The 15,788-nt window shown below is 64.0% G+C and carries 10 protein-coding genes; 7 read left to right on the forward strand and 3 right to left on the reverse strand.

Features of this window, described 5'->3' with window-relative positions; genetic code table 11:
• The first annotated feature begins 1 nt into the window (after position 1).
• Positions 2-1,549: a TolC family protein gene (locus tag C8J33_RS16705; protein ID WP_132664959.1), complete on the forward strand. Its 1,548-nt coding sequence runs from the start codon at positions 2-4 to the stop codon at positions 1,547-1,549.
• 15 nt (positions 1,550-1,564) lie between these two features.
• Here C8J33_RS16705 and C8J33_RS16710 read toward each other — a convergent pair whose 3' ends face one another.
• Positions 1,565-8,674, reverse strand: coding sequence for a VCBS domain-containing protein (locus C8J33_RS16710; protein ID WP_110801352.1), 7,110 nt, complete (start codon positions 8,672-8,674; stop codon positions 1,565-1,567).
• A gap of 106 nt (positions 8,675-8,780) precedes the next feature.
• The gene (locus C8J33_RS16715) at positions 8,781-9,071 is read right to left on the reverse strand and encodes a hypothetical protein (RefSeq protein ID WP_132664960.1); all 291 of its coding nucleotides are present in this window, start codon (positions 9,069-9,071) and stop codon (positions 8,781-8,783) included.
• A 268-nt stretch (positions 9,072-9,339) separates the two neighbouring features.
• Here C8J33_RS16715 and C8J33_RS16720 point away from each other — a divergent pair, with 268 nt between their 5' ends.
• The 4 genes from C8J33_RS16720 to C8J33_RS16735 are packed head-to-tail and all read left to right on the forward strand — an operon-like array spanning position 9,340 to position 12,763.
• Entirely contained in the window at positions 9,340-10,098 is a 759-nt protein-coding gene (locus tag C8J33_RS16720) for a GntR family transcriptional regulator (protein WP_132664961.1), read from the forward strand.
• Complete coding sequence (locus C8J33_RS16725) at positions 10,091-10,444, forward strand: TIGR04076 family protein (RefSeq protein ID WP_110801349.1); 354 nt, start codon at positions 10,091-10,093, stop codon at positions 10,442-10,444. Before C8J33_RS16720 ends, C8J33_RS16725 begins: the two co-directional genes overlap by 8 nt.
• 10 nt (positions 10,445-10,454) lie before the next feature.
• Positions 10,455-11,501, forward strand: coding sequence for an aldo/keto reductase (locus C8J33_RS16730; RefSeq protein ID WP_110801348.1), 1,047 nt, complete (start codon positions 10,455-10,457; stop codon positions 11,499-11,501).
• Between the two features lie 2 nt (positions 11,502-11,503).
• Positions 11,504-12,763 carry an ABC transporter substrate-binding protein gene (locus tag C8J33_RS16735; RefSeq protein ID WP_110801347.1) on the forward strand — a complete coding sequence of 420 codons (1,260 nt, stop codon included), beginning with the start codon at positions 11,504-11,506 and terminating at the stop codon, positions 12,761-12,763.
• Between the two features lie 46 nt (positions 12,764-12,809).
• On the opposite strand, the gene C8J33_RS16740 is transcribed toward C8J33_RS16735, so the two are convergent.
• The gene (locus C8J33_RS16740) at positions 12,810-13,898 is read right to left on the reverse strand and encodes a lactonase family protein (protein WP_132664962.1); all 1,089 of its coding nucleotides are present in this window, start codon (positions 13,896-13,898) and stop codon (positions 12,810-12,812) included.
• Positions 13,899-14,028: 130 nt separating this feature from the next.
• On the opposite strand from C8J33_RS16740, the gene C8J33_RS16745 reads away from it, so the two are divergent.
• Together C8J33_RS16745 and C8J33_RS16750 are read left to right on the forward strand one after the other, a co-directional pair.
• The gene (locus C8J33_RS16745; protein ID WP_110801345.1) at positions 14,029-14,577 is read left to right on the forward strand and encodes a MaoC family dehydratase; all 549 of its coding nucleotides are present in this window, start codon (positions 14,029-14,031) and stop codon (positions 14,575-14,577) included.
• Between the two features lie 6 nt (positions 14,578-14,583).
• Complete coding sequence (locus C8J33_RS16750) at positions 14,584-15,783, forward strand: CaiB/BaiF CoA transferase family protein (RefSeq protein WP_110801344.1); 1,200 nt, start codon at positions 14,584-14,586, stop codon at positions 15,781-15,783.
• Positions 15,784-15,788 lie beyond the last annotated feature (5 nt).

Here is a 15,788-nt window from a genome sequence, read left to right on the forward strand (position 1 = left end):
CATGACGCGTTCGTGGCTCGCTTTCGCCTGTACCTGCCTCATGGCAGGCACCAGCCTTGCCGACGATCTTCGTCCGGCCGAAAAGGGCTTGCGGCTGATGACGATCGACCCGCTTCAGACGGGGGGCACCCCGTCCGGCCTCGATCTGCGCCTGACGATGATGGACCAGATGGGCTCCGCCTTCCTGCCCATTCGCCGTCCTCAGGCGGCACAAGATATCGCGAACGAGCCGTCCCTGCTGCTGCGCGAGGGGATCGGCAGCGTGTCTGCGGATCTCATGGATGCCGTCTCCGTGGCGATCGAGGAAAGCGATCTCGTCCGCAGCCTTTCGGCCGAAAAGCGGGCCGCGCAGGCCGGGGTCAGCCGCGCCAGTGCCGCGTTCCTTCCGACCGTCTCCGGCAATGCCTGGGTCGGCGGGGACCGCGACTCGTCCTTGTCCCTGAACGATCCCGGCATGAATGCCGGCATCTCCATCGCCCTACCGCTGCTGGATGGCGGGCAACGTCTCTATACGAAGCGAAGTGCTGAGAGCAGGGCGCTGGCTGCGGCTGCCGAACTGCGCAGCGTCACGGAAAGCGTGGCACTCGAAACCATCAATGCCGCAATCGACCTGAACCTCGCGACCCGGCAGGCCAAGGTGCTGGAAGACAATCTGCGCGATCTCGGCACCTTGCGGAAGGCCGTGCGCGGTCGCGTCGATGCGGGGCGGGCGAGCGAAGCCGATGTTGCGGAACTGGAAGCGGAGCTGAGCGACGTCGCCCGCACGCTGGTCATCGCCAGCAGTTCGGCGGTGAAGTCCCGCGCCATCCTGTCCTCCCAGCTACGGCAGGCCGCACCCGGCGGCTTCAAGCTTCCCAACCTCGAAGCCGTGCCGCGGCGGGGTCTCGATGTGCTTGTCGATCTGACCCATTCGCGCAATTCAGGCCTTGAGGCCAACTGGCACCGTTTCGATGCCGCGGAAAACGGGCGCAAGGTGGCCAAGGGCCGCTACTTCCCGCGTCTCGACCTGAAGACGGACTACAGGACCTCCAGGACCACGCGCACCAGCCGCAATACGGACGGGTGGAGCGTCGGGCTGCAACTGACCGTGCCTTTGGTCGATCTCACAACCACGGCCGATGTGCGCGAGGCCGACGAACTCGCCAACGCGGCCATGCACCGGGCGCTTTCGGAAGACCGGAAGGCCGAGACGCAGCTGCGCGTCGACTGGATCGAGGTGCAGTCGGCGACCAAACAGGCGGACCTTTCGCGGCGCAAGATCGCGGCGCTGCGCGTATCCTATGCGGCCAAGGTGGACCAGTACCATGCCGGCCTCATTCCCATAGACGACGTTCTCCTCACCCGTCGCCAGCTGACGATGGCAACCAGCGAGGAGCTGGAGGCCGTCGTCACCCGCTTTGCCGCCATCACGCGCCTCGCCGCGACGTCGGGCCTTCTCGCCGAGATCGTCGGCACGGGGGAAAATACGGGCCACCGCAGGCGCGACACCGGGAGCCCCGACACGGGCGAACCGCGTCCGTCGCTACCGGGCGTCGTCGTCGCCCGGTAGGGTTCCCTCAGCCGATCAGTTCGTCAGGTGGTCGATCGCCGTCGGCTGTGCGGCGTCGTGGAACCAGACGGCTTCGACATTGTGCAGGACGTCATGGCCGTCGTGGGCGCTGGTCATGAGAATGCTGCCATCCGCTTCCTTGACGAAGCTGTAGTCGGCGGCATTGCCTGAGAGACGAAGCACGTCGTAGCCCTGTCCGCCATCGACCGTGTCGTTGCCGCCGCGTGGCTCAAGGATATTGTCGCCAGCATTGCCGAGGATGAAGTCGTCTCCGTCGGTTCCGTAGAATGTGGCGGTGTCGAGCGTGACGGCTTTCGCCATGCCTGTCGCCATGGCAGAGGCGGCGACGCCCTGGATATGCCCGTCTCCTGCCGTCGCAACGATCACGGCCACGGCCTCGATGGTGGCCTTCGCCGTCTCGAAGGTCGTGTAGGTCACGCCATGCCATGTGACGGCGCGGCCGAGCGTGTTCCAGCTTCCATCGTCGAGCATCTGCCAGCCCGCGGCCTTGGCAACGGCTGCGAAGGCGGTCTTCTCGGCAGTGTTGGCAAGGACCAGCTCGAGGCTGTCGGTGCCGGCGCCACCGGCGATGGTGCCTGTGCTGTCGCGGTCCGTGCTGCCGATCCGCAGCTTGTCGTTGCCGGCGCCGAGATTGACGGCGCCGTCAATCTGCCAGTTCCGGCCGATCTCGACTGTCTCCGACCCCGAACCCGCGCCGATGAAGGCGCCCTTGAGCGTGAGGTCGTCGCCGATCCTGACCGTCGTGGTGTTGTTGGCACCCTGAAGTGACATGGCACCGTCGATGGTGACGTTGTTTCCAAGCGTCACGGTCTTGGTGGCATTGTTGCCGTTGGCATAGAGAACGCCGCCGATCGATGATCCGCTGCCGATCCGGACGTCGATTTCCATCGCGTCGGCCGCCGTGCCGCTCCCGTCGATCACCATGGCATAGTCGGTGGTGACCTTCTCTCCCAGCGTCAACGTCTGCGATGCCTTGGCGCCGCCGCCGTTCATCAGAACGTAGCTGATCTTCGAGCCATCGCCGACGGTCACCGCATTGGCAGCGCCCGCGTTGCTCATCAGGATATCGCCGCCGTTAAGGTTGGCGTTCTTGCCGAGCGTTAAGTTGGACGCGCCCGAGCTGCCGTCGAAGTTGAGAGTGCCGGCCTTCAGGGTAAAATTGTCGCCAGCCGTCAGGCTGTTGGCGCCGCCTGCGAAATAGGTGCCGTTCTGCAGGGTGACGTCCGAGCCCAGGATGAAGGCGTCGGCGCCGGCCGTTGCCTGCAGACTGTCGATCGCCGTCTTCACGGGGACCGACGACGTGCCGGCCACGATCGTCGTCTTCACGGCTTCGAAGCTCGTATAGCTGTTGCCCTGCCAGCTCAGCGCACGGCCCTGCGGATCCCAGCTGCCGTCCGCCTTGCGCACCCAGTTTGCCGCCGATGCCGCGCTTTCGAACGAGACGCGCAGGTCGGCCGTCATGACGATGTCGAGGCTGTCCGTGCCGGCACCGCCGGAGATGGTGCCGGCGCTGTCGCGGGTCGTCGTGCCGATCCGCAGCGTGTCGTTGCCGGCACCCAGATCGACCTGGCCGTCGATCTGCCAGTTCCGGCCGATCTCGACCGTCTCGGTGCCCGAGCCCGCGCCGTTGAAGGCGCCCTTCAGGGTCAGGTCGTCGCCGATCTTCACTGTCGTCGTGTTGTTGGTGCCCTGCAGGGACAGCGCGCCATCGATCATGACGGCGTCGCCGAGCGTTACCCGCTTCGCCGCATTGTTGCCGTTCGCGGTGAAAGCGCCGCCGACCGACGAGCCGTTGCCGATCGTGACCCCGAGTTCCATCGCGTCCGCGGCGGTGCCGCTCCCGTTCATGACGATGGCGTAGTCTGTCGCCACCTTCTGCCCGAGCGTCAGCATCTGCGACGCATTGGCGCCGCCGCCGTTCATCAGCACGTAGCTGATCTTGGACCCGTCACCCACGGTAACCGTATTGGTGGCGCCGGCATTGCTCATCAGGATATCGCCACCATTCAGGTTGGCGTTCTTTCCGAGCGTCAGGCTCGCCGGTCCGGTGCTGGCATCGAAGTTGAGCGTGCCGGCCTTGAGCACGAAGTTGTCGCCGGCCGTGAGGCTGTTGGCGCCGGCGCCGAAGCCGCCGCCTTGGGTAAGGGTGGTGTCGTCGCCGAAAACAATGGCGTCGGCGCCGGCCCCGACCTTGAGAGCGGAGACGATCGTCGGCCCGGCTTGCGCGTCGGCGGCACCGGTGATCGTGACGACCGCGGTCTGAGTCGTCCGGCCGCCATGCCCGTCATCAACCATGATGTCGTAGGACTGGGTGAGAACCTCTCCCGCCTTGAGCGTGTCGAGCGTGCTATCCTCGGCGGCAAACGTCCAGCCGACCTTGCCATTCTCGCCCTGGGTGAGGGTGAAGGCGCCGAGGTAGCCGGTGCCCTTTGCCGCGAAGGTCGCGGTGTGGCTGTCGCTAAGGTCGGCGTCCGAATAGCGGATCGAACCCGTCGTCGTCAGGGTGGTCCTGTTCTCGCCGGCCGAGCCGTCTACCAGTTCTGTGATCCCGCCTGAAAGCACGGAAGCGCTTGTGAGAATGACCGGCGCATCGTTGGTGCCAGTGATCGTGACGCTGACCGGCTGTGTGACCCTGCCGCCACGGCCGTCGTCGACGGTGACGTCGTAGACCTGAACGCGCGTTTCACCGGCGGCAAGGAAATCGACAGCGGTCGAGGGAACGGAGAAGGTCCAGCCCAACTGATAGCCGGATGCGGTGCCCAGAACGAGCCCGCCGAGATAGTCCGCGCCGCGGGCTGTCGCCGTGACGGCCGGCACGCTGCCGGCCGCGTCCGCATCCGAAAAGATGAGGGAGCCGCTGGCGTTGAGAACGGTTGCCTCCTGTCCCGTCGGCTCCGCAATGGTTCCGGCGAGCGTCGATTCCGCGACATGGATGACCGGCGCGACATTGACGCTGACATCGTCATGGGCACCCCGAATGGTGACGGAGACGGTTTCCGTCGCTTTGCCGCCATGGCCGTCGTCCACGGTCACCTGATAGGACTGCGTCAGCACCTCACCGGCTTCGAGCCTGTCGAGGGCGGCATCGCCCACCTGGAATGTCCAGCCGAGCTTGCCGCCGGAAACGGTGCCGAGGCTGAAGGTGCCGAGATAGTTCGCGCCGCCGGCGACGTAGCTCACCGCGTGCTTGTCGGTGATATCGGCATCGGTAATGCTGAGCGCGCCAGTCGCCGTGTGGGTTGCCTGGTTCTCTTGGGGGGAGCCATCGGCAAGCTCGGTCACCGCTCCCGTGAGGGTGGATGTGGCAGCCGTGATGACGGGGGCGTCGTTGGCGCCGGTGATCGTCACGGTGATGGTCTCGGTCGTGCTCGCACCTTTGCTGTCGGTGATCCGGACATCATAGAACTGCGTGCGTACCTGTCCTTCGGCCAGCCAGTCGAGCGCGCCGCTGTTGACGGAATAGACCCAAGGCAGCAGGCCGAACTGCGCTGATGTCGGCTGCTTGTACTCGACGGTGCCGAGATACCCGCCGTCACGCGGCGTGATCGTCACGCTGTGCGTGTCGCCGAGGTTCTTGTCGGTGAACTCGATCGTGCCGTTGGTCTTCAGGATGGTGCTGTTTTCGCCGATCTTCCCGTCGGCAAGCTCGCTGACGGCGCCGGTCTTGGTGGTGCCGGAGGCCACCACTTCTGGCGCGTCGTTGCGGCCCGCGACTTTCAGTTCCGCGCTTTCGAAATTGGTAAACGTCATGCCGCGCCAGGTCAGGTTGCCGCGGGGCGTCCAGGCGTCGTTGCCGAGCGCGACCCAGCCTGCTGCCTTTGCCGCCGCTTCGAAGCTGGCGAGATCGCCGGCGTCGATGCTGAGGGAAAGTGCGTCCTTGCCGGCGCCGCCGTCGAACGTGGTCGGCGTCGTATCGACGGTGGAGAGGCCAAGGCTCAGCCGGTCGTCGCCGCCGCCCAGATTGATGCGGCCGTCGATGTTCCAGTTCTTGCCGAGTGTGACTGTATCGACGCCGGTCGTGCTGCCGGTCAGCGCACCGCGCAGGGTGAAGTTGTCGCCGGCTTTGATGGTATTGACGTTCTGCGCGCCGTTCAGCGTCATCGCGCCGCCCACGGTCACGCCGTTGCCGAAGTCAAAGGTCTTGGTGGAATAGGCGCCGTCGGCATCGATGCCGCCGCCAATGCTGACGCCGTCGCCAAGCTTGATCTTCATCGTGGCGAAGTTCGCCGCCGTGCCGGCACCATCCATGTCGATGGCGGCGTCCGACTTCGACCGGTCGCCGATCGTCAGCGTGTTGACGGTGCCTGCGCCCGAGCCATCGGCACGGATCAGGCTGAAGGTCGTCTCGTCGCCGAGGACGACCGTATTCTTGATGCCGCCCTTGCCCATGAGGATATCGCCGCCATTGAGGCGGGCACCCAGGCCGGTGGAGAGATTGGCGGAATGCAGGCTGTTGCTGAAGTCCAGATTGCCGGCCTTCAACTCGAAGAAGTTGCCGGCCTCCAGCCGGTTCGAGCCGCCGCCGAAGTCGCCGCCCGTGAGCAGGCGGACGTTGTCGCCGAAGACGACGTTGTCGTCGGCCTTCGTTGTGGCCAGCCGCGAGACCACGGTGACCTGGCTGTCCGTGGGGAAGCCCGGATCGTCCAAGCCGCGCAGCGTGACCGAGATGGTCTGCACGGTGATCCCCCCATGGCCGTCGTCGATGGCGACGTCATAGGTCTGCACGACCTCCTGCCCCTCCGATAGCTTGTCGAGGGCGGTGTCGTTGACCTTGTAGGTCCAGGTGATCGAACCGGTCTTCACGCCGATGCCAGTCGTCGGATTGCCGATCGTCAGCTGGCCGAGATAGTCCGTGCCCTTCGGCGTGATGCTCGCGGTGTGGGCTTCCGCGTCCGCATCCGCAAAGGCGATGATGCCGCTCGTGGTCAGTTCGGTCTTGTTTTCGCCGGGCGTGCCGTTCTTCAGTTCGGTGACATCTCCGGCAACGGTCGAGTATTTCGTAAACACCTTCGGCGCGTCGTTGCCGGCGGTGTCGTCCACATCCGGCACGAGCAGGCCGCAGAGGCAGACGGCTTCGCCCGTCGTGGCGCAGGGGCTGCTCGGCGCGGTCGGATCGAGATCGGCGAAGTTGCCGTAGTTGGCGATCTTCAGGTCGCGGATCAGGCCGACGAAATGTGCGTCGCCGGACACGCTGGATTCGCCGATGAGGTAGTGGGCACGATCGACGTCAGCGGGCACGACGCCCTGGCCTTCTTTCAGGACCTCGGAATTCTTGATGATGCGCATCACGCCGTTCAGATCGACGCCAACGCGCCATGTCGCGGTTTCGCCTTCGATGATCGCGTTGGTCGCAACCACCCGGTAGGTCTCGCCGCCCTGCTTGATCACGAACTCGATGTCGCTGGTATCGCCGACCTGGCCGAGCCAGATGTTCTGCGCATCCGGGCCGTTGCCGAGATCGAAGATCTTCTGGTTCTTGCCACCGGCCAGATCGTCGAAGCGGGCGCTGACAGCCAGCGCGAAGGCGCCGTCGATCTGCTCGTTGTCGATCGCATAGATGGTCGCGCCGCCGCCCTGAAGATTGTCGGTCTGCTGGAGGTCGACCATGTCGACGCCGACCATCTTGGCGACGGACGGCACGCCGTTTTTGTCCACGACGAACATCATCCAGGCGCCGGGGATGGCGATATTGGCCTTGGGGATCGTGATCTCGACCGTATTGCCGTCGATGATCTTGTGTTCGAGCTCCACGAACCGCACGTCGGCATTGCGCGCATGCGTATTGGCGCCCGACTTGATGAAGGTGATCTTGCCGATGTCGGAGGTGTCGTCCACGGTGATGCGGATGACGCTGTCGGTATCGATATTGGTCGGTGCGGAAACGATCGAGGGCCGGTCGGTGGTCGGGTTGCCGTTCGCGTCGAACAGGTAGGAGGGGTTGAGGATCTGGAAGTTGGCGTTCTCTTCCGGGCCCGGTGAGCCGCTGCCGCCGGAGTAGATCGTGCCGTCGGGCAGCAGAAGCGCGCTGGAATGGTACATCCGGGCGAGATCCTGCTTCTCGGAATAGGTGACGGCGCCCGTCGCGGGATCCCAGAAGAGGACGGAGTGCTGTGCCGTGCCGATGCTGTCGGCCAGCAGGCCGGCGCTGGAGGCGCCGCCGACCATGGCAACCTTGCCGTCCGGCATCATGATGAAAGTGCCGTTGGTGCGGGCGACCAGACCGCCGCCGTCTTCGTTGTTGATCGAGAAGGCGAACTCCCACTTGATCGTCGGCTGCGACAGGTCGGCTTTCCAGACCTGACCCGTGCTCGAGGCGACGATGACCTTGTCGGTCTCGTACATCATGGAGCCGGTGAGGTTACGGGTGTCGAAGGGCAGCTTGCCGATCTTCTGCACGGAGCCTTCGCCCTGCACGTCCATGCGGTAGACGTCGTGGCCGGAATTGCTCGTGCCACCGGCTTCGATGATGATGACGGAGCCGTCGGTGACCTGCCAGGCGTGCGGATAGTAATAGGTGCCGGTCAGCGTTCCCTCGCCATCCTTCATGTCGCCCATATAGGTGCCGGAGAGCTGGCGCATGCCCGTTTCGCTGTTGTAGATTTCCGCAAAGGTCGAGCCGTTGGAGTTCTCGTCACGGCCGCCGACCATCAGGATTTCGCCGTTGCTCAGCGTCACCGTGGTTCCGTACCAGCGAGCCTGGTGCAGGGCAAAGCTCGAGTCTTCCTGTGAAATGTTGCGGATCGACTGGGTGGTGTAGTCGAACACCACGACATCGTGCCGCCCGGTCCAGGTGCCGCCGGCTTCGCCCGTATTGTGGTTGTCGCCGCCCATGATGATGACGTTGCCCGTGGTCGGGTCGATCGACATCTGCGAGCAGAAGATGTTGGTGCCCGTGGTATTCGGCAGCACCTTGAGAACGCCGGTGACCGGATCGTAGATGGAGTAGACGAAGCGCGCGTCGTAGTCTCCGGCAACGCCATCCGTGCCGAATGCGAGCACCTTGCCGTCCGGAAGGACGATGGAATGCAGCGGAATGAGGGCGTCCTTGATGACGGCGCCCCATTCGCCGTTGCCATTCGTGTCCTTCGAGGTCAGGTTGGCCATTGGTCATACTCCATGGGATGAACAGACTGCCAAGGCGTCAGCCTGCAGTGTCCCGAAACGATCAGAAATGAAAATGCGGACCACCGGGGTGGTCGAAAGCCCTGCTTTAACGGACCGGTTGAAGCACCAGCGTGCCGACGGGGCGCTGCCGTGCGGCGATGGTCGTTGCCACTATGAGGGCGACGCCAAGAGCGGCGGCCGGGCAGCCCCAGCAATGGACGGCGTCGGCAAACATCGAGCCCGAAACATCGACCGAACTGCCGCAGATCGAGCCGATGAAGGCGTCTGCCGTCTGCAGGTGAGCGGCGATCTTCGCCGTACCCGCGGCCGTCAGCATGGCGCCGAGACCGGCGAAGCCCATAATGAAAGCAGCCTGCTTTTCGGAATAATGGGTCATATGATCCTCGTCAGTATAAATCGCTTTATATCGAGAAACAGTATTCCCGAAACTTCTTAAATAAGAAGTAAAATGCGAGATTGCTAAAATTCGACCGATTTATACGGTTAATTTTAACGCTGACTTCAGGATCTTTCTGCGGCATCACGCGCGGTCGTGATCCCAAAGACGTGTGCAAGGCGCTTGATTTGATCGGTGATGTTTGATCAAACTTGGTCAGCTTCGGATCGTGGATTGCGAAGATCCGGCAGCCGCAGGAGCGTGGGAGATGGCAATAGGGACGGGAGACGACCTGCGAAACGAACCGGCCGCCGCTGGCGTCGAGGCGCGAGCGATCTCGCCGGTCGGGCGTGAGACGCTTCAGGATCGCGTCTATGCCCAGCTGCGGAATTCGCTCATCAACGGCATGTTCGATGCCGGCGACGTGCTGCGCATCGTTGATCTTGCCGAGCGCCTGCAGACCAGCACCATGCCGGTGCGCGAGGCGCTGGGGCGTTTCGTGTCGGAAAAGGCGCTGGAGTCGCTGCCAAACCGCTCCGTCCGCGTACCGCTCATCACCCGTACGCGGCTCGACGATCTCGCCCGGGCACGCATTCTCATCGAAGGGCGGATGGTCTCGCTCGCGCTGCCGCATCTGACGCGCGAGGATATCGCCATCCTGAAGCAGGCCAATGTGGATTGCGATGCTGCGTTCGAGACGCATGGCAAGGATATCGGCCATGTCACCTCCGCGCTGAACCAGCGCTTCCACTTTCATCTCTACAGCGTCGCTCGCTCCCCCGTTCTCCTGTCGATTGTCGAGAGCCTCTGGTTGCAGTCCGGCGCCATCATCCGTCAGGCGGCGCAGATCCACGACGAGCAGGGTGGGCTTGCCGCAACCGATCATCACTGGGCGCTGATCGCAGCGCTGGAAGCGCGCGACGAGGATGCGGCGCTGCGTTCGCTCACCAATGACATCAGCCGCTCGTTCGACCTCATCCGGGGACGGCTCGATGCGCAGGAAGGCGGGGAGGTGCGCTATGGCTGAGGCTGGCGATGACGGCTTCGAGCTGTTCGATCTGCGTGTGGACGTGATCATTCCCGAGGGCGGTACGGTCTATTGCGGCGCGAAGCCGGGCGACCATTTCGAGCTGCGCGGTGAAATGCTGCATCTGCCCGAGGGGCAGGGCCTGTCGATATATTCGCTCGCCTCCGTGCTGCCGCTGCTTGCGGCCAAGCAGCGGCCCACCCACCGCAACGACTGGATGACGACGGATGCGGAGATCGCGTGTCCGGACCCGAACTGCTCCACGCGGTTGCGCATCACGCGCCTGCACCACCGGCGTTTCAGCCACGCCGCGACCACCGCAGTCCCCCTGAACGACGAAACATAGGCCTGAAGATATGCAACGCATCGCCATCGCTCCCGACTACGAGATCTCCCGCGTCATCCGCGGCGGCTGGCAGCTGGCGGGCGGTCACGGCACCGTCGATGGGGACACTGCGGTGGAAGACATGATCGCCTTCGCGGATGCCGGCATCACCACCTTCGACTGTGCCGACATCTACACAGGCGTCGAAGAGCTGATCGGCCGCTTCCGGCTCGCCTATGGCAATCTGCGGGGCGCGGAGGCGTTGTCGCGCATCCGGGTCCATACGAAGTTCGTGCCCGACCTTGCCGTCCTGCCCACCATCGACAAGGCCTATGTCGAGGGCGTGATCGACACCTCGCGCAAGCGACTGAAAATCGAGACGCTCGATCTCGTCCAGTTTCACTGGTGGGCGCTCGACGTGCCCGGCTGGCTGGAGACGGCTGGCTGGTTGAAGGAGCTGTCGGAGGAGGGCAAGATCGGCAAGGTCAGTCTGACCAACTTCGATGCCGACCACGTGGCGGCCATCGTCGATGCCGGCGTTCCCGTCGCCTCCCTTCAGCTGCAATATTCGCTGCTCGACCGGCGTCCGGAAAAGCGCATGGTCGATCTCGCGCGCGCGAAGGGGTTTGCCTTGCTCTGCTACGGCACGGTCGCCGGCGGCTTCCTTAGCGATCGCTGGCTGGGGGAGGTGGAGCCGGAGCACCCGCTCGAAAACCGGTCGCTGACCAAGTACAAGCTGATCATCGACGATTTCGGCGGATGGGACCTTTTCCAGTCCCTCCTGCTGACGCTACGGCGCATTGCCGACCGCCATGAGACCGACATCGCGACGGTCGCGAGCGCCGCCATGCTGACGAAGCCCACCGTTGCCGCCGTCATCGTCGGTGCGCGCAACCGCAGCCATCTGCCTGCCAATCTCGCCATCTCCGATATCGTGCTCGACGACGCCGACCATGCGGCACTGGCAGCAGTCCTCGCTGACGCCCGGCCGCTGGACGGCGATGTCTATGCGCTGGAACGCGACCGCACGGGCCGTCACGGCGCCATCATGAAATACAATCTCAACAAAGGGGAATAAGAATGAGACCGTCATACCTGCTCGCAACGCTCTTCACCACGTTGGCAGCCTCCACGGTGCCCGCTCTCTCGGCCGATTGCGACATCACCGTCGGCCTCGTCATGGAACTGACGGGCCCGGCCGGCGAATATGGCCAGGCGGGTGCGAAATCCGTCGAGATGGCCTTCCGCGACATCAACGACGCCGGTGGCGTGGGTGGCTGCAAGGTCGTGGCCGATACGCGCGACAGCCAGAGCCAGGGCAATGTCGCCGTCGATCAGGCGACGCAGCTCGTCAACATCAAGAAGGTCCCGGTCATCATCGGCGGCATCATCTCCTCGGTGTCCATCCCGATCCTGACCTCGGTCACGGCGCCGGCCGGCGTCGTTCAGGTCTCGCCGGCCTCTTCGTCGCCGACGCTCACCGCGCTCGGCCGCGACGGCAAGACGAACGGCGTGTTCTTCCGCACCATCACCTCGGATGCGCTGCAGGGAACGGCGGCGGCGAAATACGCGATCGACCAGGGCCTGAAGAAGATCGCTATCGTCAACGTCAACAACGACTTCGGCGTCAACATGGTGCGCGAGTTCAAGACGGCGTACGAGAAGCTTGGCGGCACCATCACCACCACGACGCCCTATAACGAGAAGCAGTCGAGCTATGCCTCGGAGGCGAGTGCCGCCATGGCCGGCGAGCCCGATGCGCTTTACCTCGTCAGCACGCCGGTGGACGGTGCGACGATCGCCCGCGCCTGGATTTCCGGCGGCGGCAAGCAGACGTTCCTCCTGAACGACGGTATGAACTCCAAGGACTTCATCGAAAGCGTCGGGGCACAATATCTGGAGAACGCCTACGGCACCTCGTCCGGCACCAGCCCGACCGCCTCGACCGAGTATTTCAACGCCAATTACGAAGCCTTCTCCGGCGGCATCGCGCCGTCGGCGCCGGCCGCCGACCGTTCCTACGATGCCGGTGCGATCGTCGGACTTGCCATTGCCAAGGCCGGAAAGTCGGATGCAGCGGCCATCAAGACCGCCATGCGCGAGGTCGTGGCCGAAGGCGGCACGCCGATCCATGCCGGCAAGCAAGAGTTCGTCAAGGCTCTGGCGCTGATCAAGGAGGGCAAGCCGGTGAAGTATGAGGGCGTCATCGGCCCGGTCAGTTTCGACCAGTATGGCGACATCACCGGTCCCTTCCGCTTGTGGAAAATCACGAACGGCGAGGTGACCACCGTGGGTGAACTGAGTGCCGAGGATGTCGGCAAGCTGAAAGACGGGAAGTAAGTCCGAGGAGGGCCGGCGGGGCATTCCCTGCCGGCCTCTCGGCCGATCACGCGAAGCGGATGCACATCGGCGTGCCCACGGCGATCGTCTTTCCGCTCGGTGTCAGGCTGCCCGCGTCGGCATCGCGCGTAAAGATGGTGATGACGTCGGCGTTCTGGTTGGCGCATAGCAGGTGCCGGCCTGACGGCGAGATGCCGAGGTTTCGCGGGGTCGAGCCGCCGCAGGGCGTGTGCGCGACATGTGTCAATTGGCCGGTGGCTTCGTTGACGGCAAAGGTGACGATGCTGTCGTGCCCGCGGTTCGAGCCATAGACGAAACGACCATCCGGTGAGATCTGGATATCGGCGCAGTGATTGTCCGCGCTGAAATCCTCGGGTACGGCGGGTTTCGCATCGACGGGTGTCAGCCGGCCGTCGGTGCTGACGGCGTAGCTTGCAATGGTCGAGTCCAGCTCGTTCATCACGAAGATCCAGCCTCCGCCGGGATGAAGTGCTGCATGCCGGGGACCGGCCCCGGGCGCGGTCGGGCAAACATGGCGGCACGTCAGGCTGCCCTCTTCATCGATGGCATAGGTGGTCAGCGTATCCGTACCGAGATCCGCGACCAGCAGCAGGTTTGGCCCGATGCGGGTGACGCTATGGGCGTGGCTGCGCTCCTGCCGGTCGGCATCCGGTCCCGTCCCTGTCTGCTGCACGCTGGAGACAGGCGGCGTCAGGCTTCCATCCTCTTGAATGCCATAGACCACCAGCGATTGATCCGGTCCGCCGGCACCCATGCCGTAATTGACGACGAACAACCATCTGCCGTCGTCCGAAAGCGTATTGTGCGCCGTGATACTGCCGAGGGTCGGCTGCATGCCAATCGGCGCGAGGCTTGCCCTCGTCCGGTCGAAGGACAGGGCCGAGACCAGACCTTCCGCCCAGCCGAAGATCTCGGAATTGGCATAGACCCGGCGCCCATCCGGCGTCACCGAGAGGAAGGTCGGGTTGTCGATGCCGGTGAAGCCGGCAAGGGTCTCCACCGCCAGCCTATCCTCGTCGAAGCTGTAGACCGTCAGGCCCGTACCGCGTGCGCCCTGAAAATACAGCGCCTCGCGATTGAGCGATCCGACAAACACCAGGCAAGGCTCCGCCATGTCTCTTCCTCCCATTTCCACCGTCTTCCAACGGTTCCTTTTCCCATGGCGAGAATGGTCGATGCCTCTTGCAAAAGCAATCCATATGTGAACACTATCTTCACATAAGAAAATACGGAGGAGGAGCTTCGTGGAGACGTTTCAGCCTACGGTGGGTGTGGAGAGCACCTTTCCCTCGGATATGCCGGCAGATCATGCGGGCCTTCCGGTTTGGAATGCGGAGAACTGGTTCTACGAGGATTGGCCGGTCGGTCAGAAGATCCGTTCGCTGCGCCGTACCCTTGGGGAATCCGACAGCCATCTCTTCAACACGCTCGTGACCGACATCCATCCGTACGTTCAGGACGAGATGTTCGCTCGGCGGGAGGGCGTCTTCGGCCGTCGGCTCGTTGCCGGTGCCTTCGTCTTTTCCGCCGGCCTCGGCCTCGTCGCCACCAATTGCGTCAACGCCTTTTCCTACGGCTATGACAGGCTGCGCTTCATCAAGCCGGTTTTTATCGGCGACACGATCTACACGATCCGGACCAATATGGAGAAGAAGCCGCGCACGGCGGATCTCGGCCTGATCAGGGCCAGCTATGAGATCTTCAAGGGCGGAGGCGAGTTGGTGCTCTATTGCGAGCATCTCCAGACCGTCCGCTACAAGAACCCCGGCGCCATCGCCGCCATCGAAAAGTAAGTCGTCATGCCGTTGTCCGATATCCCAGCCTTCACGACCCCAGCCGCAACGGATGAAGCCGAACTCCCTCTGAGCGGGCTTCTCGTCGTGGATATGAGCCAGTTCCTGTCCGGCCCCTATTGTTCGCTCCGTCTGATGGATCTCGGCGCGCGCGTTATCAAGATCGAGCGGCCCGATGGCGGCGACCTGTCGCGGCGGCTCTACTTGAGTGATACGGAGATCGGCGGCGACTCCACGATCTTCCACGCGATCAATCGCGCCAAGGAGAGCCTCGCGATCGACCTGAAGAACGCGGACGACCTTGCAGCGCTTCGCAAGCTCCTGCAAAGCGCCGACGTCGTGATCCAGAATTTCCGTCCTGGTGTCATTGAGCGGCTGGGGCTCGACTATGCCAAAGTGAAGGCGATCAATCCGCGGATCGTCTTCTGCTCGATCAGCGGTTACGGCAACGAAGGTCCTTGGGTCTCGCGCCCGGGCCAGGATCTTCTGGCGCAGTCACGCTCCGGCGTTATGTGGCTGAACGGCGATGAGGGGCAGGGGCCGGTGCCCTTCGGGCTCGCCATCGGCGACATGCTGGCCGGTGCGGCTGCGGCGCAGGGTATCCTTGCAGCGCTCGTGCGCCGCGGCGTCACGAGCAAGGGCAGCCATGTGGAGACGAGCCTGCTCGAAGCTCTGGTCGATCTGCAATTCGAGGTGCTGACCACGCATCTGAACGATGGTCGCCGTTTGCCGAAGCGCTCGGATTTCCGTAGTGCTCACGCCTATCTCTCGGCCCCTTACGGCGTTTATCCCGCAGCCGACGGCTACCTCGCCATCGCGATGACCCCGATCCCGAAACTGGCGGACCTTCTGGAGATGGACGAACTCGCCATGTTCCGGGACGATCCGTCGAGCTGGTTTACCGCGCGCGACGCGATCAAGGCGCTGATCGCCAAACGCATTTCCGAAAAGACCATCGAGGAATGGCTCGCCATTCTGGAGCCGGCCGATATCTGGTGCGCGAAGGTGATGGACTGGAAGGAACTGATGGAAAGCGACGGCTTCCAGCATCTCGACATGCTGCAGACCGTCTCACGCGACGATGGCGTCTCCATCCACACCACGCGGTCGCCGCTCAGGATCGACGGCGTGCGTCCCACGTTCGATCGTGCTGCGCCCCGGATCGGCGAGCAGAGCGCGGCCATCCGTGAGGAGTTCGGCCTGTGAGCGCG

The organism is Rhizobium sp. PP-CC-3G-465, assembly GCF_004343445.1.
GTDB classification, from domain to species: domain Bacteria; phylum Pseudomonadota; class Alphaproteobacteria; order Rhizobiales; family Rhizobiaceae; genus Ferranicluibacter; species Ferranicluibacter rubi.

Coding starts and splice junctions, on each gene's coding strand:
- C8J33_RS16725 (WP_110801349.1), top strand. CDS start 10,091: ATGGCTGAGGCTGGCGATGACGGCTTCGAGCTGTTCGATCTGCGTGTG.
- C8J33_RS16715 (WP_132664960.1), bottom strand. CDS start 9,071: ATGACCCATTATTCCGAAAAGCAGGCTGCTTTCATTATGGGCTTCGCC.
- C8J33_RS16750 (WP_110801344.1), top strand. CDS start 14,584: ATGCCGTTGTCCGATATCCCAGCCTTCACGACCCCAGCCGCAACGGAT.
- C8J33_RS16740 (WP_132664962.1), bottom strand. CDS start 13,898: ATGGCGGAGCCTTGCCTGGTGTTTGTCGGATCGCTCAATCGCGAGGCG.
- C8J33_RS16730 (WP_110801348.1), top strand. CDS start 10,455: ATGCAACGCATCGCCATCGCTCCCGACTACGAGATCTCCCGCGTCATC.
- C8J33_RS16720 (WP_132664961.1), top strand. CDS start 9,340: ATGGCAATAGGGACGGGAGACGACCTGCGAAACGAACCGGCCGCCGCT.
- C8J33_RS16710 (WP_110801352.1), bottom strand. CDS start 8,674: ATGGCCAACCTGACCTCGAAGGACACGAATGGCAACGGCGAATGGGGC.
- C8J33_RS16735 (WP_110801347.1), top strand. CDS start 11,504: ATGAGACCGTCATACCTGCTCGCAACGCTCTTCACCACGTTGGCAGCC.
- C8J33_RS16705 (WP_132664959.1), top strand. CDS start 2: ATGACGCGTTCGTGGCTCGCTTTCGCCTGTACCTGCCTCATGGCAGGC.